At 57.2% G+C, this 25432-nt stretch carries 11 protein-coding genes; 7 read left to right on the top strand and 4 right to left on the bottom strand.

Translation table 11 applies throughout. The annotated features are described in order from the left end of the window. The first annotated feature begins 56 nt into the window (after positions 1-56). From AC0V6N_RS11290 to AC0V6N_RS11280, 3 genes are read left to right on the top strand one after another with little or no spacing between them, the layout of a single operon-like run. The gene (locus AC0V6N_RS11290; protein WP_486171648.1) at positions 57-761 is read left to right on the top strand and encodes a DUF6445 family protein; all 705 of its coding nucleotides are present in this window, start codon (positions 57-59) and stop codon (positions 759-761) included. 7 nt (positions 762-768) lie between these two features. Continuing rightward, positions 769-2277, top strand: coding sequence for a tryptophan halogenase family protein (locus AC0V6N_RS11285; protein WP_486171647.1), 1509 nt, complete (start codon positions 769-771; stop codon positions 2275-2277). 24 nt (positions 2278-2301) lie between these two features. Continuing rightward, a complete protein-coding gene (locus AC0V6N_RS11280; protein WP_486171646.1) occupies positions 2302-3594 on the top strand; it encodes a serine hydrolase domain-containing protein in 1293 nt (430 codons plus the stop codon). 12 nt (positions 3595-3606) lie between these two features. Here AC0V6N_RS11280 and AC0V6N_RS11275 read toward each other — a convergent pair whose 3' ends face one another. From AC0V6N_RS11275 to AC0V6N_RS11265, 3 genes are read right to left on the bottom strand one after another with little or no spacing between them, the layout of a single operon-like run. After that, positions 3607-4881, bottom strand: coding sequence for an ABC transporter permease (locus tag AC0V6N_RS11275; protein ID WP_486171645.1), 1275 nt, complete (start codon positions 4879-4881; stop codon positions 3607-3609). Beyond that, the gene (locus AC0V6N_RS11270; RefSeq protein WP_486171644.1) at positions 4878-5663 is read right to left on the bottom strand and encodes an ABC transporter ATP-binding protein; all 786 of its coding nucleotides are present in this window, start codon (positions 5661-5663) and stop codon (positions 4878-4880) included. The genes AC0V6N_RS11275 and AC0V6N_RS11270 overlap by 4 nt, the downstream gene beginning before the upstream one ends. Beyond that, the gene (locus AC0V6N_RS11265; protein ID WP_486171643.1) at positions 5663-6892 is read right to left on the bottom strand and encodes an efflux RND transporter periplasmic adaptor subunit; all 1230 of its coding nucleotides are present in this window, start codon (positions 6890-6892) and stop codon (positions 5663-5665) included. Before AC0V6N_RS11265 ends, AC0V6N_RS11270 begins: the two co-directional genes overlap by 1 nt. Positions 6893-7333: 441 nt before the next feature. On the opposite strand from AC0V6N_RS11265, the gene AC0V6N_RS11260 reads away from it, so the two are divergent. The 3 genes from AC0V6N_RS11260 to AC0V6N_RS11250 all read left to right on the top strand — a co-directional run bounded on the left by AC0V6N_RS11260 (position 7334) and on the right by AC0V6N_RS11250 (position 10295). Beyond that, positions 7334-8530, top strand: coding sequence for an FAD-dependent monooxygenase (locus tag AC0V6N_RS11260; protein ID WP_486171642.1), 1197 nt, complete (start codon positions 7334-7336; stop codon positions 8528-8530). Next, positions 8527-9213: a hypothetical protein gene (locus AC0V6N_RS11255; RefSeq protein ID WP_486171641.1), complete on the top strand. Its 687-nt coding sequence runs from the start codon at positions 8527-8529 to the stop codon at positions 9211-9213. The genes AC0V6N_RS11260 and AC0V6N_RS11255 overlap by 4 nt, the downstream gene beginning before the upstream one ends. 359 nt (positions 9214-9572) lie before the next feature. Continuing rightward, positions 9573-10295: a hypothetical protein gene (locus AC0V6N_RS11250; protein ID WP_486171640.1), complete on the top strand. Its 723-nt coding sequence runs from the start codon at positions 9573-9575 to the stop codon at positions 10293-10295. A 28-nt stretch (positions 10296-10323) separates the two neighbouring features. Here AC0V6N_RS11250 and AC0V6N_RS11245 read toward each other — a convergent pair whose 3' ends face one another. Beyond that, positions 10324-11046 carry an IS6 family transposase gene (locus tag AC0V6N_RS11245; protein WP_486171639.1) on the bottom strand — a complete coding sequence of 241 codons (723 nt, stop codon included), beginning with the start codon at positions 11044-11046 and terminating at the stop codon, positions 10324-10326. A 501-nt stretch (positions 11047-11547) separates the two neighbouring features. On the opposite strand from AC0V6N_RS11245, the gene AC0V6N_RS11240 reads away from it, so the two are divergent. Beyond that, positions 11548-25407 carry an Ig-like domain-containing protein gene (locus AC0V6N_RS11240; protein ID WP_486171638.1) on the top strand — a complete coding sequence of 4620 codons (13860 nt, stop codon included), beginning with the start codon at positions 11548-11550 and terminating at the stop codon, positions 25405-25407. Positions 25408-25432 lie beyond the last annotated feature (25 nt).

The following is a 25432-nucleotide window of genomic DNA, read 5'->3' as shown; positions in this document are numbered from 1 at the left end:
TCGCTTTTGGTAGCCTGATTTGTGTATTTGGGCCGCTTGGGACGACTGATCTGACAATGAAAAACTGGTCAATTTCAGTTTCGGATGCGGAGTTTGGAACTTTTTCACCGCAAAATCATGATGTTGTCAGCATTCCTGCCCTCATGAGCGACCCCGATGCCGCGATTCAGGCCGCATCTTTGCAAAAATTTGCAAAAATCACTCCGCAGTATCCGGGCGTCCGTTCGCCACTGCCTGATGAGGTGTGCGTGGACTGGTTGGATGCATTGTCGCCGATGTTGGATGCGGGCTTTGGCGCAGCGGATCATGGCTGGGAGATGCAGGCGTGGTTCTCAATTGTGACGACGCCGCCTGCGCAATTGATACCGATGCAGTGCTTCCCGCATGTCGATGGCACTGATCCGCGTCAGCTTGCCATGATGCTCTATCTGCATCGCAGCGATCACGGCGGAACAGGGTTTTTCCGGCACAAATCCTCTGAGCTGGAGGCGCTTACCAACGAGACTTTTCCCGCCTATCGTGCCGCGCTAGAAGGTGATGTGCGCCAACATGGAATGCCAAAGCCTGCCTATGTCACAGACGGCGAACCGCATTTTGAGCGTATATATGAGGCCGAAGGTGCGTTTAATCAGGCGGTATTCTATCGCGGCAATGTGCTGCATTCTGGGCTGATCAACAATGCGGGCGAGTTTTCAGCTGACCCGCAAAAGGGGCGCTTGACCATCAATGCGTTCTTCCGGCCAAAGGACAAAGAAGGATGAGAGGCAAGTGAGCCACAAGGCGCCAAAGACACTCGTTATTGTAGGGGGCGGAACGGCTGGCTGGATCGCAGCGGCTGCGTTTTCGCGGCTGCACGGCAAGACGCTGGATATCACTCTGGTCGAGTCCGATGCGATTGGTACGGTTGGCGTGGGCGAGGCGACGATCCCCCAAATCATCCGCCTCAACACGATCCTTGGTCTGGATGAGCACGACTTTGTGAAGAAGACCAATGGCACGTTCAAACTGGGCATTGAATTTGTCGATTGGGGCGCGGTGGGCACGCGCTATCTGCATACATTTGGCGATGCGGGCATGAATTTGGCGAGCGTGCCGTTTCACCAATATTGGACCCGCGCCAAGGCCGCAGGCCACGATAAGGATTTGTGGCACTACTCTTTGCACCAGCACGCCGCCACGCACGCCAAGTTTGGCAAGCTCGATAGGGTCGGCAACACGTCGATGACAGGGCTTGCCTATGCCTATCACTTTGATGCGAGCCTTTACGCAGCCTATTTGCGTGCCTTTTCCGAGCAGCACGGTGTCACCCGCCGCGAAGGGATCGTGCAAAGCGTCGCGCGCGATGGCGAAAGCGGCGACATCACCTCAATCACGCTGGATAGCGGCGCGCAAATAGCGGGCGATTTCTTTATCGACTGCACTGGCTTTCGCGCCTTGCTGCTGGGCCAGGAACTGGGCGTTGAGTATCAGGACTGGTCTCGCTGGCTCCCTTGTAACAGCGCGCAAGCTGTCCCGAGTGAGCGGCTGGAGACCATCGTTCCCTATACCAGAGCGACCGCCAAGAGCGCAGGCTGGCAATGGCGCATTCCCTTGCAGCACCGCACAGGCAATGGGCATGTCTATTGCAGCGACTTTATCTCGGATGATGAAGCGGGCGAAACGTTGCTCGCCGGCCTTGATACAAAGCCACTGGCAGACCCGCGCCCAATCCGTTTTACCACCGGTCGCCGAGAGCAATTCTGGTCGCACAATTGCGCAGCGATTGGCTTGTCGAGCGGGTTTTTGGAACCGCTTGAATCGACCAGCATCCATCTGATCCAATCGCATGTCAGCCGGTTGCTACAATTGTTTCCCTCGGGCGAAAATTCCGATGCTGAGCGCGCGGAATATAATCGCCGCTGCGCCGCAGAATTTGAACAGATCCGCGATTTTCTGATCCTGCACTACCACCAGACGGAGCGCGAGGATTCAGAGTTCTGGCGCTATTGCAAGAATATGGAAGTGCCAGACAGCCTGACGCATAAACAGGCTCTATTCGCATCATCGGGCCGGATTGGCCGCGATGCCGATGATCTGTTCAGAGAGGCAAGCTGGGCTCAGGTGATGTTGGGGCAAGGGGTGCAGCCTTCCGGCCATGACCCAATGGCAAATGGTTTAAGCGATGCGCAATTGAATGAGTTTCTGGGCAATGTGCGCACATTGGTTGAGCGCGCGGTCGATACCCTGCCAACGCATGAGCAGTACTTGCAAAAGCATTGCGCTGCGGAGCTGAACTAAACTCAAATTATTGGGGAGCATCTTATGATCCGCGCACTTTCGTCTATTGCATTGCTGTGCGCAGCAGCCCCGGTCGCCGCTCAACCGCAGATTGATGATACTGAGGCGCTCGACGCGATGGTTGAGGGTTATGTGACACGCGGCGTGTTCCCGCTGCTCTGTGTCAGGGTCGAAGACCGCGATGGCAATGTCGTGTACGAACACGGCGCCAACAATCCTGAGCTTGTGCCGGGTGAGGTGGTGAACGGAGAAAGCTGGCTGCGCATCTGGTCGATGAGCAAGATCGTCACGATCACTGCAGCGCTTGATATGATCGAAGACGGCATGCTCGCCTTTGATGATCCGGTGGCGAAGTATATCCCGGAATTTGATGGGCTGGAGGTTGCAGTCACGCCTGATGGGGAAAGCCTTTTCGGAAATCTCACCGGACCCCCACAACCGGGGGATGAGGGGGAGGAGCCAAACGCTCAATGCCCGCCTGCTACCGCTCCTGCCAACAGCGTCATGACCGTGAGGGATCTGCTCAATCACAAGGCTGGTTTCTATTATGGTGTGACCGGTTCGCCCTGCCTCAATTCATTGATTGGCGCGCAGGAATTGGCGCAGGCGACCTCCAGCGAAGACTTGATCGCGCGTATGGCCAAACTCCCGCTCGTTCAGCATCCGGGCGAGGGGTATTATTATGGCACCAACACGACTGTGCTCGGGCTGGTGATGGAGCGTGCTTCAGGACAAAGCCTACCCGATATAGTCGAGGAGCGGGTGATAGGGCCGCTGGGTATTACCGATCTTCGCTATGGTTTGCCCGAAGGCGAGACGCATTATCCGCGCTTTGTAGGCGAAGATGGGGTTTTGCGGCTGGGCGAACCGCGTGAGCTCGATATCTTCGCAAGCCCCCCGCCGGGCTATAACCCTGATAGCGAGCTTTATTTGGGCGGTGAGGGGATGACGGCCACCACCGCAGCCTATGCCGATTTCCTGCATATGTTGCTGGGCCGGGGTGAGGCCAATGGCGTGCGCATTCTTGATGAGATGACGGTCGAGGCGCTCACCAGCCCGCACACGCAATTGGACAGCGAGTGGGGCCACAATGGCTGGAACCTGTGGGTGAATAGCGGGCTGCTCTCAACCGGCGAACAAGGCGCTGGCGGTCTATGGATTGGCGGCGGCTATGAAGGGACGGCCTTTTGGGTCGATACCGATGCGGGGCTAATCGGGCTGATCAACACGCAGGTTCACAATGCTCCACCCGAGGGAGATTTTGCGGTCGAGGCGATCCGCGAGGCAATCTATGCAAGGCTGAGTAGCCGAGAGTGAGAATCCGCCCTGCTATTCTGTCCGAAGCGCCTCAATCGGCGATAGTTTGGATGCGCGCACGGCGGGATAACCGCCAAAGACCAAGCCGATAAATGCCGAAAAGATGATCGCGCCCATCGCAACGCCAATTCCCACCGGCACGGGGAAATCGGCATAGGCGGTCAACGCTGCTCCCGCGAGCCACGCAAGCACCAGGCCGACGGCGCCGCCAAGCACGCACAGAACGGCAGCCTCGACCAGGAATTGATTGCGAATATCGCTGCGCCGCGCGCCCAATGCCATGCGCAGGCCAATCTCTCGCGTGCGCTCTGTCACGCTTACCAGCATGATGTTCATGATCCCAATCCCGCCCACCAGCAGAGAGATGGAGGCGATCGAGACCAACACCGCTTGCAATATGCCGGTCACAAAATTGCTCTGCTCCACAAATTCCTCGGTGGTGCGCACGGTGAAGGGGGATACCTCTCCCGGTTTCACCCGGTATCGGTCTTTGAGCACGTTCACGATGTCCTCTTTGCCCTGAGTGAGCGAGGCGTCTTCGCGAAAGGCAACAAAGGCGAGTTGCAGGTCATCGGGGCCGGGCAAAGTGTCACCAACAAAGCGTTGGCGCATCGTACTGATTGGCATGACCATCGTGTCATCCTGATCATCGCCCAGCGTCGACCCTTTCTCTTCCAGCACGCCAATGACGGTGAAGGGTACATTGTCGACGCGCACGGTTTCTCCGACTGGATCAAACTCGCCGAACAAGTCCTCTGCCACTGTCCGGCCAAGCACAATCACACGCGCAGATGAGCGCACATCAGCCATGGTGATATAGCGCCCACGATCCGCGAGCTGGCTGGTCACTTGCCCATATCCCGGCGTTGTGCCGACGGCATCGGTCGACGTCGCGCCGCCTGCCACCACCAGATCGAGCTGGCGGCGCAATTGCGGAGCGACCGCACGGATATTGGGCACCTCGTTCTCAATCGCGTCCAGATCGCGCGTGGTCAGCCGCCCGCGAATATTGCTGCGCCGGGGCGGGCCGCCTTCTTCATCATCAGGAGCAGGCACAAGGATCGCCATATTGGAGCCGAAGCGGTTGATCGTCTCCGTCACCGCCTCGCTCGCGCCATTGCCGACCGCGACCGCCATCGTCACCGCGAACACCCCGATCAACACGCCCAGCATGGTGAGGATGGAGCGCATCAAATTGGTGCGCAAAGCGGTGAGCGCGATGGCGATATTGACGCCCCAGCTTGCAAAGAAACGCCCGCGCGAAGTGCTTTGTTCGACCTCGCTCACTCCGCGCCCTCCGTAAGGGGTTCGGCAGCAGCTATGTCTGCATTAGCGACAATGCGATTTTCGACCAAGCGATCCTCGATCACTTTGCCATCGCGAAATTCGATCCGGCGTTTGGCATGGTCAGCGATTTCATCTTCGTGGGTGACGACAATGACAGTGATCCCGGCAGCGTTTAACCGCTCGAAAATCGCCATAATCTCACCGCTGGTGCGCGTATCCAACGCGCCCGTCGGTTCGTCAGCGAGCAACATCAGCGGCTCTGTCACCAGCGCGCGGGCAATGGCGACGCGCTGTTGCTGGCCGCCCGAAAGCTTGGCTGGGGTGTTCAGCAGCCGATCTCCCAACCCCATGTCGATCAGCTTTTGCGTGGCGCGCGCGCGGCGCTCCACCGTGTTCACTCCGGCATAGATCAGCGGCACCGCGACATTGTCGACCGAGGAAGTGCGGGCGAGCAGATTGAACTGCTGAAACACAAAGCCGATTTTTGCGTTGCGCATGCTGGCCAGCTGATCGCTCGACATGCTGGCTGTGGGTGTGCCGTCGATCAACACTTGCCCATCGCTTGGCACATCAAGACAGCCTATCATGTTCATGAAGGTCGATTTACCCGACCCACTCGCCCCCATGATCGCGACATATTCCCCGCGCGCGATGCTGAGCGAGACGCCGTTGACGGCATGGATCGTCTCCCCGCCAAGATTATAGGTCTTTAGCAGGCCCCGTGTTTCGACCAGCGGTATTCCGGTGTCGTCGGGTGCGCGCCGTTTGGCTGCCTGTGCCATTACGACCCGCCTTCGCCCTCTGCCTCATCCAGACTGCGCGAACGGATGAGCACTTCATCGCCCAGCTCAAGCCCTTCGGTGATTTCGATGAACTCTTCGCCTTGCAGCCCCGTTTTGACCGAGCGGCGCACAGGCACATAGGCATCCTCGCCCGGCACCCACACAATCACTTGCTTCACTTCATCGGCGAAGGTTTCGCTTTCCTCTTCTGGCGTGCGGTCTTCCTCGCGCGGGATGAAGCGTGTGGCGGCAATCGGCACGCGCAGCACGTCCTGGCGGCTGCCGGTGATGATATCGACATTGGCAGTCATGCCGGTGAGCAAGCGGCCATCGGCGTTGTCGACATCCAGAATGACGAGGTAGCTGACTGCATTGCCCGCTTGTGTGGCTGATTGCCGTATTTGCTGGACGACCGCGACGAAGGTGTCTTCGGGATAAGAATCGACCGTGAAGCGGACCGACTGGCCCTGTTGGACCTGACCGATATCTGCCTCATCCACCGAAGCCTCCACCTGCATCCGGCTGGTGTCAGCGGCGATGGTGAAGAGGTTCGGGGTCTGGAAATTTGCCGCAACCGTGGTGCCGGGTTCGACCAGCTTATCAATCACCACACCGCTTGTCGGAGCGATAATGCGCGTGCGCGACAGGTCGAGCTGGGCCGATTCCAGTTCTGCTGCACTCTGCGCGATTTGTGCGCGCGCACTTTGCGCTTGGGCTTCGGCTGTGCTGAGCGATGCTTTGGCGGTGGCCAGCAGATTTTCTGCCTGATCCAATCCCGCTGCCGATACGAAGCCTTTTTCGGATAGTTCCTTGCGGCGTTCAAACTCGCGGGTCTGCACTTCAACATCGGTGCGTGATCGTACAATGGCGGCTTGCGCTTGGGCTAGGCTCGCTCTTGCCAAATTCACCTGCGCACGGGCTTGCGTGACGCGGGCACGCGGGCGGGTGTCATCAATGGTGGCCAGCAACTGGCCTGCCTGAACGGGCGAGTTGAAATCGACATAGACGGCGGTGATTTGGCCTGAAACCTCTGCGCCGACATTGATGGTGTTGAGCGCGCGCAAAGTGCCGCTTGCGGAAACGACGCGGGTCACTTCGCCTTCTGAGGCTTCCTCCGCGACATATTCGTAATCGCGGGTGGAGGGGGTAAGCAGGCCCCAGAGGATAAGGATCAGAACAAGGGCGATGATCCCCGTGATGATCGGATGCGCTTTGATCCAAGTTTTCATTGAGCTGACAGCCCCACCTGATTTACCCCTAAATGCGTGGAAGGGCATACACCGGATGCGATTGATTGCCATCCCTGCTGTGTGTCGCTCGTCGAATTCTCGAATAGCCTCAGGGATTAAGCGAGAAAGCCGGTGTTTTCCTACCTGGGGTTGGCCCGCTATGGCGTGGGCATGTTTGTGACGCAATTCTCCCTCTCAAACGCGGGTCATCAGGCGTCATTGGACCGGGCGAGTTTTTTTGCTCTAGGACCGTGTAACATGCGGTCCATGTGCCCTTCACGAGCGACGAACCGAGTGCTTGGGCGGGGCAGTATGCGGCCTTCCAAAGTCGCGAGCGCTGGTGCTAAGGCGCTCGTCTCAAACGGGAGCGCGCGACATGGCGGGTAAGATCAAGCCCAATGGGCTTTGGCACGATGCAACTGCGCTTGCGAGCATGCCGCTATGAAAGCCGTCATCGCCGGGGGCGGGATCGGTGGCCTCAATGCCGCGCTCTGCCTTCACCACTTCGGCTGGGATGTGGAGGTGCTCGAGCAGGCTCCTTCGATTGAGGAGGTTGGGGCAGGCATTCAGATCAGCCCCAATGGCGTGAAAGTGTTGAGGGAAATTGGTGTTGCCGATGCGGTTGAGGCTGCGTCGTTCACGCCTGTTGCCGGGCAGTTCCGCAGCGGGAAGTCAGGCCGTGTCGTAGCCTCGTTCAAGATGGGTGAGCACATGGAGGCACGCTATGGCGCGCCCTATTGGCACATCCACCGCGCTGACCTGATCGCTGTACTGGAACAGGCGGTGAAGGAGCGTATGCCTCGCGCTCTGCGAACGGGATGCGCAGTGACCGGCTATGAGCAGGATGAGACGCAGGTGAGCGCGGTGCTGGACAATGGAGAGCGCGTTTCAGGCGATGTGCTGATCGGGGCTGACGGGATCAAGTCGGCCATTCGCGAACAGATGCTAGGCCCTGCTCGCCCCCGCTTCACCGGCAATGTCGCATGGCGCGCCGTGGTTCCGATGGACCGTTTGGGCAAACACGCGCCTCCGCCTAGTGCCGCCGTGTGGTTTGGCGAGGGGAAGCACGCGGTCACCTATCGCCTGCGCGGTGGGAAGCTCGCCAATCTGGTCGGCGTGGTTGAACGCGATGACTGGCAAGAGGAGAGCTGGACGCAGCAGGGCAGCAAGCAAGCGGCTTTGGCGGACTTCGCAGGTTGGCATCCCACGATCACCACCATGCTCAACGAGGCTGATACGCACTATCGCTGGGCCCTGTTCGACCGCGATCCGCTGGATCAGTGGTGCGATGGACGCGTCGCCTTGCTGGGAGATGCGTGCCACCCAATGCTGCCCTTCATGGCGCAAGGGGCTGTGATGGCGATCGAAGATGGCTTCGTGCTCGCGCGCGAGCTTGCGGGGCAATCAACGGTGGACGAGGCGATGCAACGCTACTTCAAGCTTCGCTGCAATCGGACAGCACGAGTGCAAGCAGCGGCAAGGGCGAATATGGGCGTGTTCCACCAGAGCTCGCCCTTCATGAAGGCGGCAACCTATGGCCCGCTATGGCTGGTCAGCCGAGCGCTTCCCCAAGCGCTCGATTGGCGCAATGACTGGCTTTACGGACATGATGTGACGGTTGAAGAGGCTACCCTATGAGGCCCATGCCCCAAGCCTTGCCACCGACCAACCCCTTGCTGGCGTGGTGCTCTGCCGTGTTTGCAGCAATCGTAGCGCCTGTTGCCATGATGCTCGCAATCGCGAATGCCTCTGACCCTGCGACCACGACAGCGATTGGCGGTCCAGTGTTGGCGGTTGGCATGATGGGCGCTGGCATGATTGGAGCAGCGTGCGCGGCTGGGCGTCTGTGGATCGGTGTCTTGCTTGCGCTCGTGACCGGCGTTGGCCTCATCGTGTTTGCTCAAATGCTAGCCATTCCAGTCGTGACGAACGCCCTGCTAACGGGCTTGGCCATCGTCATCGCAAGTATCAGCTTCGCTGCAAGGGGAGCCCTGTTCGCGCGTTCTGTGCCGGGTAGAGGATGGTTGGTAGCTGTGTTCGTCGTGGCAGGTGAGGCTGCGATCCTAGCAACAGCTTGGGCTCAGCCGGGAGCGTTGCCAGATTGGCTGTTAGTGCTGCTGCCCGCACAATGGGCGAGTATCGCAATCCATGCTGCGTTTGCAGACTCACTCACCAGCCTAGCGATCGCTGCCTTGATGGCTCTGGGCGGCACAGCAGCAGCGACCATGGTGGTGGCTTGGCTCTGGCCGAGCCGCTGGCCTTATCTGTTGATGGGTTCAGCCTGGCTCGGCCTCTCAGCACTGGTTTGGCACCATTCATGAAGCGCCGATGCCGCGCGCTGACTATTCCATCGTCGCCGCCAAAGCAGAGGTGTTGCTCCAAGTTCTGTAAACCCATTCTTGACCCTGGGATAAAGTCTACATGTTAATCAGGTTAACTAAAACAACTCACACTCACATATTCATTCGAACTAATATTGCGTTTTAGCTCCATCATACGAGTAATATATCTACCACAGACCTGAAAAATAATCGAAAATTAACCAGTTTCATCAAATTTTAGTAATTTGATAACCTTAAATTCCTAGCTCTACCTCTCGATGAATTTGCGAGGGAGACGTAGGGTGGTCCGTTCTAACAACTCAGTAAAATCAACGAAGTCGGCAATTTCGAGCGCAAAAATGCTGCTTGCGGCGACGGCGCTTGGATCTACCTCCGCTGTTATTGCGGCCCCACCTCTAGTTATTAACGATGTAGGCGCTCCCTCGACACAAGGCTCTGGTCAGGGCGAGCGCGCAATCTGGACCAATGCGGGTACCGTCGGCACTCAAGCAGTAGACATTGTCGGCGTTGTCGTAACCGCGACAACTGATCACAGATGGTCAACCACCGCAAACCGCCCTTCGATTGTTTCAGGCGGCCAGGATGAGATTTTCATTCGCTGGTTCATCTATGAAGCCGGAACCTACAACATAGCGACGGATACTGGCGGCGTGCCAGTGGTTGCCGACATCCATGTGCAAATCAACGATGTTGATGGTCCAAACAATGAAGAAGTTTATCTTCCCGTTTGTCAGGGCGACATTGAATTTGTTCGGTTAGACCGCAATGCGACAACGGGCCGAGCATTCGGCACAGTAGCTGGTCGACCGGATATCTTTTCCCTCATCGGTGACCGAAACTACAACAACCAGCCTGTATCCGGCGTCGAGATCATTCTGCCTGATCTACCATCGTTTGAGATGGGGCGGACCGCCAATCCGGGCTTCCTCATCCGTCTCGACAATCCAAGTTACTCAGAATTTGACACGCTCGATTTTGCGTGTGCTGACTTCACACCGCCGATTGCCGTCGATGATAGCCAAGAGGGTGCTGTCAGTCTAACGCGAACTCGTCTCCGCTAGTCGTGGAGCGCCCCACCCTATCCCACGATCAGGTCATGAGACCTTGCCACTCAGCCAGGGCGGCTGAGCGGTTGGTCTTGTAAGTCTGTCTGTCGATGAGATGGCGGTCAATATTGAAGTGGTTGTGGACGTTGGCGTGAACAGAAGCGAATTTCTGAAGGCTCTTCATCCTCCGAAATCGCTGCATAACGCGCTCTCGTCGTCGAAACGGTAGATGAGAGTTCTCTACCCTGTTGTTGGCCCAGCGGCCGATCTCCTGTCTTTCGCGAATACCTAGTTCATCCATCGCAGCCTTATATGAGGGCAAGCCGTCGGTTGTGATAACCTCGACACGTCCGTGGCTCTTCAGTACTTTCTTCATAAATCGAAAAGCCGCCTTCTTGTCGCGCTTCTTGGTTACGTAGCTCTCAAGCACTTCGCCTTCTTCGTCCACCGCACGCCACAGGTAGTGGGTCTCACCATTGATCTTCACGAACACCTCATCGAGGTGCCAATGCCAATGTCTGAAACCACGCATCCGACTGATCCGCTGCCGTTTGATGTCCGCAGCGAACAGCGGACCAAACCGGTTCCACCAGAAACGCACTGTTTCGTGGCAGAGGTCGATCCCGCGCTCGAACAGCAGATCCTCGACATTTCGCAGGCTCAAAGGAAATCGCACATACATCATCACCACAAGCCGAATGACCTCAGGCGAAGAGTTGAAACGCTTAAACGGGCTATCTGGTTTGGCTCTCGACTTGCGGCTCATAGTCGTCCGGTAGCACGACAGATCAAAAATGCCTCGTTAGTCTGACAAGACCCGTGACACGGTTAGACCCCAGATTTGCCGGGCGTGGAAGCATTTCATCGAGCGGCCTAAAATGTCATTGTGACAATCGTGCACAAACTACAAGTCGCGTGGGTCAAGGGTAAGCCGCTTTTGTATAACACGCGCATGTATCATATTGTAAAATAAATAATTAACCCGACGAGGGGGTTTGCAGTATAATCCAATTCAGCGTTACAAAAGCACTATTCAACTGATTGCAGGTACTTGGTTAAGCTCACTTGTTGACGGACTGTTTGATCGCGTCATAGTCAGTTATTCATGCGTTCGTGACTGACGGGGTTGTAGATGTCATCGAGTACTGAGCGGAAAAAAACGCACCTTCTAGCCCTTGAGCCAAGGATGATGTTTGATGGTGCAGGAGTGGTTACCGTTGCCGCGATAGATGTTGCGCACGAGCCGGAGTCTCCGCCTCAGGTGTCCATGACTGATACCGTCATTGGTCCCTCAAACGATCGCCCGGTTGCCGCCCAGCCGCCTGTTGCAGTCGACCCAGCTCGCCCGTCGCAAATGAGCGCTGATCGAGGCAGCGGATTTCTGGAGCAAATCACTTTGAGTGATTTGGAGCGCGCGGTCGTTTCAGATGAATTGGAACCGTTTGATCTAGAATCTGGCCGGTTAGAAGTTCTGTCTCTCGACCCGTCGAGTCAGCCGACCAGGGACCCTTTGTCGAACGCATCCAACGACTTCATTTTTATCGATACGAACGTTGAAAATTATCAACAATTGGTGGCCGCTTGGGAAGGGCGTGGTACGATTGTCTTGATCGACAGTCAGCAAGATGGCGCTGAGCAACTGCTCGCCGCACTGGCAGGTCAAAGTGATATTGGCGCTATCCATATCGTGAGCCATGGTGAGGATGGTCTTTTCTGGCTGGGTGACACCCGAATTGATGCAGGCGCACTAAGCGGTGAACTTGGCGAAGTTTTTGCATCGATTGGCTCTAGACTCTCTGTAGATGGCGACATCTTACTGTATGGATGTGATGTGGGCGCAGACGAAGCGGGTCAGGCCTTGCTTGACAGCCTCGCCGCGATCACAGGCGCGGATATTGCTGCGTCAATTGATGACACAGGCAGTATCCAGCGCGGCGGCGATTGGACGCTCGAAAACCGTGTTGGCGTGGTTGAGACAGCGTCGCTGGTGGCGCGTCAGTGGGATGGGCTACTTGCTCCTACCGCTCTCGTTGCTACCGGACATGACACGTTTAACGAAAACGGTGTGCAGGTGCCGGATAACACGCGTGTTACCACAGTTGGGTCGTCAGCGGTATGGGCCGACGTCGCCACGGTTAATGGCCAGTCGATCAGCGTGCGTGCAACGATCATTGCGATTTCTCCCGGAGAGAACGTCGAATTTAGGACCTCAGGTGATGATTTTGGCGTATTTCTTCGGAAGAATAGCTCTGCTGGCACGGGTACGGTTGAAATCCGCTGGGACATTTTCTTTACCGCAACGGGCGCTCCAGCCAATATTGATATTAACTTCACCGTTGCGGACATCGATGGGAATGGCGGGCCGGAGACCCGCGAGTATCTAGTTATTGATACTGACACGCTGTCATCATTTCAGGCTGCAAATGGATCGCGCGTTTTATTCGACACCTCGGTGCCGGGAGAGGTTACAGCGTCAGGCTCGGCCAACGAAAACAGTGGGGTGCCGTCGGCCGCGCGCTTCAATTGGCTCGATACTAACAGTTTTACCATCCAGTATAATCTCGCACCCGGGTTTACAGGTGCGTTCTTTGGGCACGATGGTGATGCCGATTTCAACCTGGGTACAGGCGGTACCACGGTCTCGATTCCGCGGCTTGACCTCGACCGCAATAACAGCACAGCAAGCGGTTCTGGGTATGCGGGAACCTTCGTCGAAAATGGTTCCGCTGTTTCTATTGTCGACAATGATGTGCGTATTACCAATCCAAATGGCTCGGTTGAAGGCCTCACGGTTACTCTGACCAATGCGCAGACCGGTGATGAGCTGTTGGTCAATGGTTCAAGCGCTGCGACCGGCACCTTGAATGGTGGGATCAGCTACACCCGGACGGCAACTGAGATCATATTGACCGGTGCTGCTAACTCGGCCCAGTACCAGAACGCGCTGCGGGCAATTACATTCCAGACTGCTGGCGAGCGTCCAGACGAGACGCCGCGCACCATCGATATCAGTTTTGAAAACGCTGCGCTCAATTCCAACGTCGCAACTTCGACGATCAATGTCGTAGAGATCAATGACCCGCCAACAGCGGTTAATGACGCGCAGATAACGACCGACGAAGATACACCGGTCAACAACATCGACGTGCTGAGCAATGACTTTGATGGTGATGGCGATCCGCTGACCGTGATCAGCGCCAATGCCAGCAATGGCAGTGTAACGATCAATGCCGATGGTACGCTCAATTACACGCCCAATTCAGAGTTTAGCGGCACTGATACAATCACATATACGATCAGCGACGGACGGGGCGGAACATCCACCGCAACCGTTCCGATTGTAATCGATTCGGTTAACGACGATCCGACCACCAATGGCAATCTGCCGCCACAAAACAATGCCGATGCGCAGCAAGGCATTTTCGTTAATGCTGCAAGTGGGTTCAGCGACGTTGAAGATCCGAACGGCCTAACGTTCAGCGCGAACGGTCTGCCTGCTGGGCTTTCAATTGATCCAAACACCGGGTTTATCACGGGCAATATCGATAATTCTGCAAGCCAAGGCGGCTCTGGCGGTGTTTACAATGTTGTTGTGACCGCAACCGATTCCGGTGGCCTTACTGCGGAGCAAAACTTCAGCTGGACTGTGACCAACCCAGCACCTCAGGCCAACAATGATGGCGGCTCTACGCTCGAGGATACGCCAGTGACGTTTGACGTGCTGGCGAATGACCAAGATCCTGATGGTGACGATATTAGCGTCGTCTCGGCCAGTGCGCCGAATGGCAGTGTTGTTATTAATGCAGACGGCACGATCACATACACACCGAATGCCAATTTTAGCGGCCCCGAGACGATCACCTACACCATCAGCGATGGTGAAGGCGGAACAAGCACGGCTACTGTCAGTCTGTTTGTGACAGCGCAGAACGATGATCCAGTGACTGTTGGCTCACTACCACCGCAAGTGAATGATGATGCTGACGCCGGGATTAGTGTGCAGACCGCAAGCGGTTTTGCCGATGTGGATAATGCAAACCTTGTTTATTCGGCAACGGGATTGCCTCCGGGTCTCAGCATTGATGCGAACACGGGTGAAATCACTGGAACGATTGACAACTCGGCCAGCCAAGGCGGCGTGGCACGAGTTTACAATGTCACCATCACGGCGAACGATAACGTGGGCGGGGCCCCGGCCACGCAGACATTCAGTTGGACGGTCAGCAACCCTGCGCCGACGGCTGCCAATGACACCGCGACAACTGACGAAGACACGCCCGTCGATATTCCGGTTCTGGCCAACGACAATGATCCCGATGGCGATGATCTGAGCATTGTTTCGGCAACCGCTCCCAACGGCACGGTTGTGGTCAACGCTGACGGCACCATCACCTACACGCCAAATGCCGATTTCAACGGTACAGACACCATCACATATACTGTTAGTGATGGCGAAGGCGGCACTTCGCAGGCAACTGTTGCGGTAACGGTGGGTGCGGTCAACGATCCGCCTGTTCCGGTTGGCGCTTTGCCAGCGCAGACCAATCTGGACGCAGATAGCGGGATTTCTCTGGCAACGGCCGGCGGTTTTGCGGACGGCGACGATACGAACCTCGTCTACAGCGCGGCTGGTCTGCCGCCGGGCCTATCGATTGATAGCGCCACGGGTGAGATTACTGGCACGATTGACAATTCTGCGAGCACTGGTGGAACGGGCGGCGTTTACAATGTCACCGTGACCGCGACCGACCCATCAGGCGAAAGCGCGGATCAGGACTTTACCTGGACGGTTACCAACCCCGCGCCAATCGCAGTGGATGACACCGCCAGCACCACTGAAGATACGCCTGTTCTGATCGACGTCTTGCCGAATGACAGCGATCCTGACGGCGACGTTCTGACGGTTATTTCCGCGTTCTCTTCCGTTGGTCAGGCCACGCTGGTCGGCAATCAGATCAACTTTGTCCCGCCTGCCAATTTCAACGGCACGGCAACCATCACGTACACCATCAGTGATGGCGAAGGCGGCACGTCTGAGGCGACCGTTACGGTCACGGTTGCGCCAGAAAACGACGATCCAGATTCGACTCCGATCCCGCCTGTTGATGCGCTCGACGGTGAAGCAGTTTCTGTGCCGGTTGCGGATGCATTCAGCGACGTTGACGGTGACACGCTGACCTTTAGTGCGGCTGATCTGCCGCCGGGTCTGACGATTGACCCTGATACAGGCGTTATCTCCGGCACGATCACGCCGGATGCCAGCCAGACCAATGGCGGCGTATACACCGCGACCATTACTGTTGATGATGGCGATGGCGGCACGACGACCGAGGCAATCACCTTCAATGTCGCGAACCCGCCGCCAGAGGCGGTGAACGATAACGCCTCGACCGATGAAGATGTGGCGGTCACCATCGATGTACTGTCCAATGACAGTGATCCGGACGGCGACCCGCTGACTGTGACATCGGCTGATGCGCAAAACGGCACCACGGTCATCAACGCTGATGGCACGGTCACCTACACGCCAAATCCGGGCTTTAACGGCACGGACACGATCACTTACGAGATTTCGGACGGCAATGGCGGCACGTCGATTGCGACCGTTACGGTCGTGGTCAACGATATCAATGATACGCCAGAGATCAGCGGCTCAATCGGTGATCAGACCAATCTTGATGCGCAAGAGATTAATCTGCCGGTCGCTGGCGCCTTCAGTGATCCGGACGGCGATGCGCTCAGCTTCACCGCCACTGGCCTGCCAGCAGGTCTGACGATTGACCCTGACACGGGTGTTATCTCTGGCACGATTGATAACAGCGCGAGTCAGGTGAACGGCGGCAGCTACAGCATCACCGTGACAGTTGATGATGGACGCGGGGGGACCATATCACAGGACTTCACCTGGACCGTTGCCAACCCAGCGCCAATTGCGGCCAACGATGCGGTGACGACCGATGAAGACACGCCGGTCAATGTCGACGTGCTCGCCAATGACGTCGATCCAGACGGCGATGATCTGACGGTGATCGAGGCCGAGGCCGGTAATGGCACGGTCACAATCAATGCCGATGGCACGTTGGTCTACACACCAAATCCAGATTTCAACGGTACGGATACCATCGTCTACACCATTGATGATGGCGAAGGTGGCATCTCATCGGCCAGCGTCGATGTAACCGTCACACCGGTCAATGATGGCCCAACGACCGTCGGACTGCCCAATCAGAACGGTGAAGACAGCCAGGTTGTTTCCATCCCAACCGCTAGCGCGTTTAATGATGTTGACGGCGATGTCCTGACGTTCAGCGCAGAAGGCCTGCCGCCTGCGCTCTCGATCGATCCCGATACGGGCTTGATTACAGGCACTTTGGCCTCGGACAGCTCGCAAAATGGGCCGTTTGTGGTGACTGTGACTGCGACCGATCCGTCCGGTGAAGAGGTCAGCACGACCTTTATCTATTCGATACAAAACGTGCCGCCGATTGCGCAAAATGACACCGCGACCACGCCGGAAGATACGCCAGTTACCGTTGCGGTGTTGGCCAATGACAGCGACCCTGATGGTGATGCGCTGAGCATTACCAGCGCGAGCGCGGACAATGGTACGGTTGTGGTCAACGCAGATGGCACCCTAACCTTCACGCCGGACCCCGATTTCAATGGTGAGGCGAATGTCACCTACACCGTCAGCGATGGTCAGGGCGGCGTTGCGACAGCGACGCTCGTCGTCACCGTTACCGCTGAAAACGACGCCCCGATTGCGGTCGATATTCCTGACGTCACCAATGAAGACAATCAGTCGGTTTCCATCGCAACAGAGAGCTTCTTTAGCGACATCGATGGCGATGATTTGACGATCACGGCGGCTGGCCTGCCGCCAGGTCTCACGATTGATCCGGCGACCGGCATCATCTCCGGCACGCTCGACATTGATGCGAGCCAGGGCAGCCCATACACTGTCACGCTGACCGCTGATGATGGCAATGGCGGCACAGTGTCGCAAGACTTCGTCTGGACCGTCACCAACCCGGCTCCAACTGCCGTCAATGACAATGCGAGCGTTGATGAGGATAGCAGCGTCAATGTCGATGTGCTCGGCAATGACAATGATCCCGATGGCGATCCGCTGACCGTCACCAGCGCGACTGCACCGAACGGCACTGTAGTGATCGAGGCTGATGGCACGCTGACTTACACGCCAAACCCTGATTTCAACGGCGAAGACACGATCACGTACACGATCGATGATGGCAATGGCGGCACCTCAACCGCTGCGGTTATTGTGACCGTCAATCCGATTAATGATGATCCAATTGCGGTCGATGATGCGGTCACCACCGATGAAGACACGCCTGTCACGATCGGCGTGCTGGGCAATGACAGCGATGTTGATGGAGATGGTCTGACCGTCACGACCGCAACCTCACCTGATGGGACGGTTACGATCAATCCAGATGGCACGTTGGAGTTTGTGCCTGATCCGAACTTCAACGGCACGACGACAATCTCTTACGAGATTTCGGACAGCAATGGCGGCACAGCGACTGCGACCGTCACCGTCACGGTCAACCCGATCAACGATCCGCCAGTTGCGAACCCTGATGCGGCGACCACCGATGAAGACACGTCTGTGAATGTACCGCTGATCGGTAATGACACCGATGCGGATGGCGATGCGCTGACCGTGACCGCTGCGACAGCGGCGAACGGTACGGTTGTGATCAACCCGGACGGCAGCGTTGATTACACGCCAAACCCGGACTTTAACGGCACAGATACCATCACTTACACCATCAGTGATGGCAATGGCGGGTTCTCAACCTCCACCGCAACCATCACGGTGAACCCGGTCAATGATGATCCGGTGGCGGCCCCAATCGCGCCGCAAACCAATGATGACAGCACGCCTGTTACGCTCGATGTCAGCGGCAATTTCTCTGACGTTGATGGCGATGATCTGACGTTCAGCGCCACAGGCCTGCCGCCCGGCCTCAGCATTGATGCCGATGGCAATATCACCGGCACGCTTGATCCAGACGCCTCGCAAGGCGGCCCAGCGGGCGACGGCGTTTATGAAGTCACTGTGACCGCTGATGACGGCAATGGCGGAACGGTTGATACGACCTTTGTCTGGACGGTGAACAACCCGCCGCCAGTGGCCGTGGATGACACCGCGACGACCGATGAAGACACACCGGTCAATATCCCAGTGCTCGCCAATGATAGCGATCCGGATGGCGATCCGCTGACCGTGACGGCTGCGGATGCGGCCAATGGTACGGTTGTGATCGAGGCCGATGGCACGGTCACTTACACGCCGAACCCGGACTTCAACGGCACCGACACGATCACTTACACCATCAGTGATGGCAATGGCGGCACCTCCACCGCAACCGTGACCGTCACGGTTGATCCGGTGAATGATGATCCGGTTGTCACGCCGATTCCGCCGCAAGACAACATCGACAGCGCGGCTGTATCGCTGCCGACAGCGGGCAATTTCAGCGATGTTGATGGCGATACGCTGACCTTTAGCGCTACCGGCCTGCCAGCGGGTCTCTCGATTGATCCCGATACGGGCGAGATCACCGGCACCATTGACGCAGATGCTAGCCAAGGCGGCCCAGCAGGTGATGGTATCTACTCCGTCACCGTCACGGCGGACGATGGCAATGGCGGCACGGTCGATACGACCTTCGCCTGGACCGTCACCAACCCGCCGCCAGTGGCAGTGGACGACGCAGCGACGACTGACGAAGACACGCCGGTCAATATTCCTGTGCTTGCCAATGACAATGATCCAGATGGCGACCCGCTGACGGTCACCTCGGCAACCGCGCCAAATGGAACGGTTGTGATCGAGGCTGACGGCACGATCACCTACACGCCGAATGAAGACTTTAACGGCACCGATACAATCACCTACACCATCAGTGATGGCAATGGCGGCACCTCGACGGCGACTGTCACCGTTACGGTTGATCCGGTGAACGATGATCCGGTGGCTGACACGCCGCTGGCCAACCTTGCCAATATCGATAGCGCGACCGTCAATGTTCCGGTCGCCGGCAACTTCAGCGATGTCGATGGCGATACGCTGACCTTTACGGCGACTGGCTTGCCTCCAGGTCTCACCATTGATGCCGATGGCAATATCACCGGCACCATCGATCCCGACGCCTCGCAAGGCGGGCCAGCGGGTGATGGCATTTACACCGTCACCGTGACGGCGGATGATGGCAATGGCGGCACTGTTGAAAGCAGTTTTGCCTGGACCGTCACCAACCCGCCGCCAGTGGCCACGGACGATACCGCGACCACGCCAGAGGACACGCCGGTTAATATCGACGTGCTGGCGAACGACAATGATCCCGATGGCGATGCGCTGACGGTGACATCGGCAATCGCGCCAAACGGTACGGTCGTAATCGAAGCCGATGGCACGGTCACCTACACGCCGAATGAAGACTTCAACGGCACGGATACGATTACTTACACGATCAGCGATGGGGAGGGCGGCACCACCACGGCGACTGTCACTGTGACAGTTGATCCGGTGAATGACGATCCGGTCGCTGACCCGCAGCTGACCAATCAGACCGATGATGACGCCGATGTCATCTCGCTCGATGTGTCTGGCAATTTCAGCGATGTTGATGGTGATGCGCTCACCTTCACCGCCACTGGACTGCCGGGCGGACTGTCGATTGACGCCAATGGTGTGATCTCCGGCACGCTGGATGCGGATGCATCGCAGGGCGGGCCGAATGGCGATGGTCTCTACACCGTGACCGTCACAGCCGATGATGGCAACGGCGGCACGACCACATCAACCTTCGTGTGGACCGTGAACAACCCACCGCCGCTTGCTGCCCCTGATACGGCCAGCACGACGGAAGACATACCGGTCACTGTCGATGTGCTGGCCAATGACAATGATCCAGACGGCGATGCGCTGACTGTGACGGAGGCGAATGCCGCCAATGGTACAGTGCTGATCAATGCCGATGGCACGATCACCTACACGCCAGATGCGAATTTCAACGGCACGGACACGGTGATCTACACCATCAGCGATGGCGAGGGCGGCACCTCGACCTCGACCGTGACGATCACTGTCGGCGCGGTAAATGACGATCCGGAAACAATTGGTCTGCCAGATCTCACCGATGGCAATAACGAGTTGATCGGTGTTCCGCTCGCCACGGCGTTTAGCGATGCAGAAGGCGACACGCTTACCTTCTCAGCGACAGGCCTACCGGATGGTCTGTCGATTGACCCGGCCACAGGCGAAGTTACTGGCACTACGACGGGCACAGCCTCAAGTGGAGGGCCGCTGAGCGATGGCGTCTACACCGTCACAGTCACGGCTGACGATGGCAATGGCGGAAGCGTAAGCACGACCTTCACCTGGACGATTAACAACGAGCCGCCAACGGCGATCGACGATAACTTCGTTGGTACGGAAGACACGCCACAAGTGCTCGACGTGCTGGCGAACGATATTGATCCTGACGGCAATGCCACGACTCCAATCGTTATCATCGACGCTCAGGCGACCAATGGCACCGCAGTGGTCAATCCGGATGGCACGATCACCTTCACGCCGGACCCTGACTTTAACGGCACGGCGACTGTCACTTACACGATCGAAGATGCGAACGGCGATCCAGCGACAGCAATCGCGACCATCGTTATCGCGCCAGAAAACGATGCTCCTGATGCGACACCGCTGCCCGACCGCGGCGACGAAGACGGCGATTCTGTCTCCATCGATGCCGGCGTATTGTTCTCTGACATTGAAGGCGACACGCTGACCTTCAGCGCGACTGATCTGCCAGCGGGCCTGACGATTGATCCCGTCTCTGGCGTTATCAGCGGGACGATTGATCCCGATGCCAGCCAAGTGAACAATGGCGTCTATCAGACCACCATTACCGCTGATGATGGCAATGGCGGCACGACCGATGTGAACTTCGTCTGGACGGTGACCAACCCTGGCCCGACGGCCGCGGATGACACGGCCTCGACTGCGGAAGACACGCCAATCCCGTCGATTGATGTACTCGGCAATGATAATGACCCGGATGGCGATACGCTGACCGTGGTGTCTGCCAGCGCACCAAACGGCACAGTTGTCATCAATGCTGACGGCACCTTGGCCTACACGCCGGATCCAGACTTTAACGGCACCGACACGATCACTTATCAGATCACTGATGGTCAGGGCGGCACGTCCACAGCCATAGTTACAGTGACGGTAGGCGCTGAAAATGACGATCCGACTGCGCCGCCGCTATCGGCCCTCATCAATGATGATGCTGATGTCGTTGCTTTGGACCTCTCGCCCGGCTTTGTTGATGTTGATGGCGATCCGCTGACCTTTACTGCGACTGGCCTACCGCCAGGCCTCACCATTGATGCCGCTGGCAATGTCACCGGAACTATCGATCCGGACGCTTCACAGGGCGGGCCGAACGGCGATGGCATCTACGAAGTCACCGTCACCGCTGATGATGGCAATGGTGGTACGGTGGATGCGGTCTTCACCTGGACCGTTGGTAACCCAGCGCCGCTCGCGGTGGATGACACGGCGATCACCGATGAAGACACGCCGGTCAATATCCCCGTTCTGGCCAATGACAATGATCCAGACGGCGATCCGCTGAGCGTAACTCAGGCGAGCGCTGGCAATGGCACCGTTGTGATCGAAGCTGATGGCACGGTCACTTACACGCCGGATGAAGACTTCAACGGCACCGACACGATCACTTACGAGATTTCGGATGGCAATGGCGGCACCTCGACGGCGACGGTCACCGTAACTGTCAATCCGATCAATGATGATCCGGATGTGACGCCGATTGCCCCGCGCGATAATGTCGATAGCGCGGTGGTAAGCGTTCCGACCGCTGGCAATTTCAGCGATGTCGATGGCGACACTCTGACATTTGATGCCACGGGCCTGCCAACTGGCCTCACGATTGATCCAGCCACGGGCCTGATCTCTGGCACGATTGATCCATCTGCCTCCATCGGTGGACCGAACGGTGATGGCGTTTACGAAGTCACTGTGATGGCTGACGACGGCAATGGCGGTACCGTGTCCACCACCTTTAGCTGGACAGTGACCAATCCAGTGCCAGTGGCGGTGAACGACACTGCAACCACCACAGAAGACACAGCGACCAATATCGATGTGCTGGCCAATGACAGCGATCCTGATGGCGATCCGCTGACCGTGGTTACTGCCTCTGCGGCGAACGGCACGGTCACGATCCTGCCCGATGGCACGATTGATTACACGCCGAACCCGGATTTCAACGGGACGGATACGATCTCTTACACGATCAGCGACGGCAATGGCGGCACGGCTTCGGCGCTCGTCACGGTCACCGTTGATCCAGAGAATGATCCACCAGTGGCCGTTAATGATACAACCACGACCGACGAAGACACGCCGGTTACAATCCCGGTCCTCTCCAATGACAGCGATGTTGATGGCGATGATTTGACGGTAACCGATGCGACCGCGCCAAACGGTACGGTTACGATCAACCCAGATGGCACGGTGACCTACACGCCGGATCCCGATTTCAACGGGACCGACACGATCACCTACACCATTGATGATGGCAATGGCGGCACCGACACTGCGACGATCACTGTCGTGGTTGCGCCGGTCAATGATGCGCCGATTGCGGCGCCTGACACTGCGGACACGGATGAGGACACGCCGGTCACCATCCCTGTTCTCGCCAATGATAGTGATGTTGACGGCGATCCGCTGACGGTCACCGATGCGACCTCGCCTGATGGCACGGTCACTATCAATCCGGATGGTACGATCACGTTTGAGCCTGATCCGAACTTCAACGGACCGGCCACCATCACCTACACCATCGATGATGGCATGGGCGGCACCGCAACCTCGACTGTTACGGTCAATGTTGCGCCGGTTAACGATCCGCCTGTTGCGGAAGATGACACGGCAACAACCGACGAAGACACGCCGGTTACTGTTCCGGTACTCACCAATGATAGCGACGCAGATGGCGATCCGCTGACCATTACGGAGGCTACCGCGCCAAACGGCACGGTTGTGATCAACCCGGATGGCACGGTCACCTACACGCCGGATGAGAACTTCAACGGCACCGATGTGATCACTTACACCGTCTCTGATGGCAATGGCGGGTTCGACACAGCAACACTGACGATCACGGTTGATCCAGTGAACGACGTGCCGGTGGCTCAGGATGACACCGCGACTGGAACTGAGGATGAGCCGCTCACCATTCCAGTGCTCGCCAATGACAGCGATGCTGACGATGATCCGCTGACAGTTACAACGGCGACCTCGCCAGATGGCACGGTTACGATCAACCCGGATGGCACGATCACCTTTGTGCCGAACCCGGACTTCAACGGGCCAACCACCATCACCTACACCATTGATGATGGCATGGGCGGCACAGCGACGGCGACAGTCACGGTCGACATTGTAGCCGTGAACGATCCGCCTGTGGGTGAGCCGGATACGGCCGTCACGGATGAAGACACGCCTATCACCATTCCGGTGCTCGCGAATGACAATGACCCGGATGGCGATCCGCTGACCGTGGTTTCGGCCAATGCGCCTAATGGCACGGTTACGATCAACCCAGATGGCACGATCACTTACACGCCGAACCCGGACTTCAACGGCACCGATACGATCACCTATCAGGTGAGCGACGGCATGGGCGGCTTTGACACGGTGACGGCAACCGTCACGGTCAATCCGGTCAATGATCCGCCGGTCGCGGTCAATGACGTCACCAGCGTGAATGAGGACAGCGAAGTCACCATTCCAGTGCTGGTCAACGACACTGATGCCGATGGTGATCCGCTAACGGTCACTGCTGCCTCCGCAGGCAATGGCACCGTAACCATCAATCCAGATGGTACAGTGACCTACACACCAAACCCAGACTTCTTCGGCACCGATACGGTCACCTACACGATCAGTGATGGGAATGGCGGTACGTCGACTGCAACAGTCACGGTGAACGTAAACAACATCAATGAAACGCCCCTGGACGACGATGAGGAATTCACCGTCATTGGCGGCGTCGAGAATGTGTTGAATGTTCTCGACAACGCAAGCGATCCGGATGGTGACCCGCTCAGCATCTTCTCTGTTTCAACGGATGTTGGTGAGGTTGTAATCAACCCTGACGGGACATTGACGTTTACTGCCCCGCCTGAATTCGACGGCGTAGCAACGATCTCTTACATCGTTTCTGATGGGAATGGCGGTTTCGTGTCTTCAACTGCCACGATCACAGTTGTGCAGGCGAGTGCCGATCTAACATTCCTCATTGGCGAGGACCCCAGTTCCGGTTTGCCTGATGGTGAGCGTGTCGAGCTCAGCGTCGAGCAGCGCGAAGAATTTATCACAGCGCCTTTAGTCATTCTCGACACCGTCAACGATTTCCGGGATCTTGGTGGATTGGGTACGCTTACCGTTGATCAGCCACTGCTCACAGCGGTGAATAATATCAGCACTCTACGGGGCATTGGCGGATTTGATAGCAAGGGTCATCCGATCGATGATCTCACGCGCTATCTTGATGACATCCGCGACCTGCGTTTTGGCATTGATCGTGTCTTCGACCCACGGTTTGGTGACTTCATTCCAGAAAGCCTCACTGGTTTCTCCGTTCGCCAACTTAGTACCGGCAATGATCTGTTTATGATCGAAAGTATTGTGCGCGACCGCGTCGTGTACGTTGAGATGCGCGATATCGGTCCAGAAGACGCACCGCGTGTTATCGAGTTCCAATTGATGATGCGTGATGGGTCTCCACTACCGGATTGGATCCGGATGGATGCTCGCGGGCTGGCCATTATTGAGCGGCCTGTTGATGCCGAAGCCATTCGTGTGATCGTCCGCGCTGTGCTTGAGAATGGCGAAACGGTTGAAACCGCTGTCATTATTCAGGGTGCGACCGGAGAAATTCAGCTTGATAACGACGACAGCAATCACACTGTGAAAGCGGAGAGGCTGGACGCAATAATGGCCAAGGCTGAAATGGAAAAAACCCATGAGACCGACGACCTTCTCAAGGCGTTTGGCTGACATGAATATAGAAACGAAACTCATA

Source organism: Erythrobacter sp. S57(2025), assembly GCF_057365055.1.
This window is presented reverse-complemented; position numbering and strand designations above follow the sequence as displayed.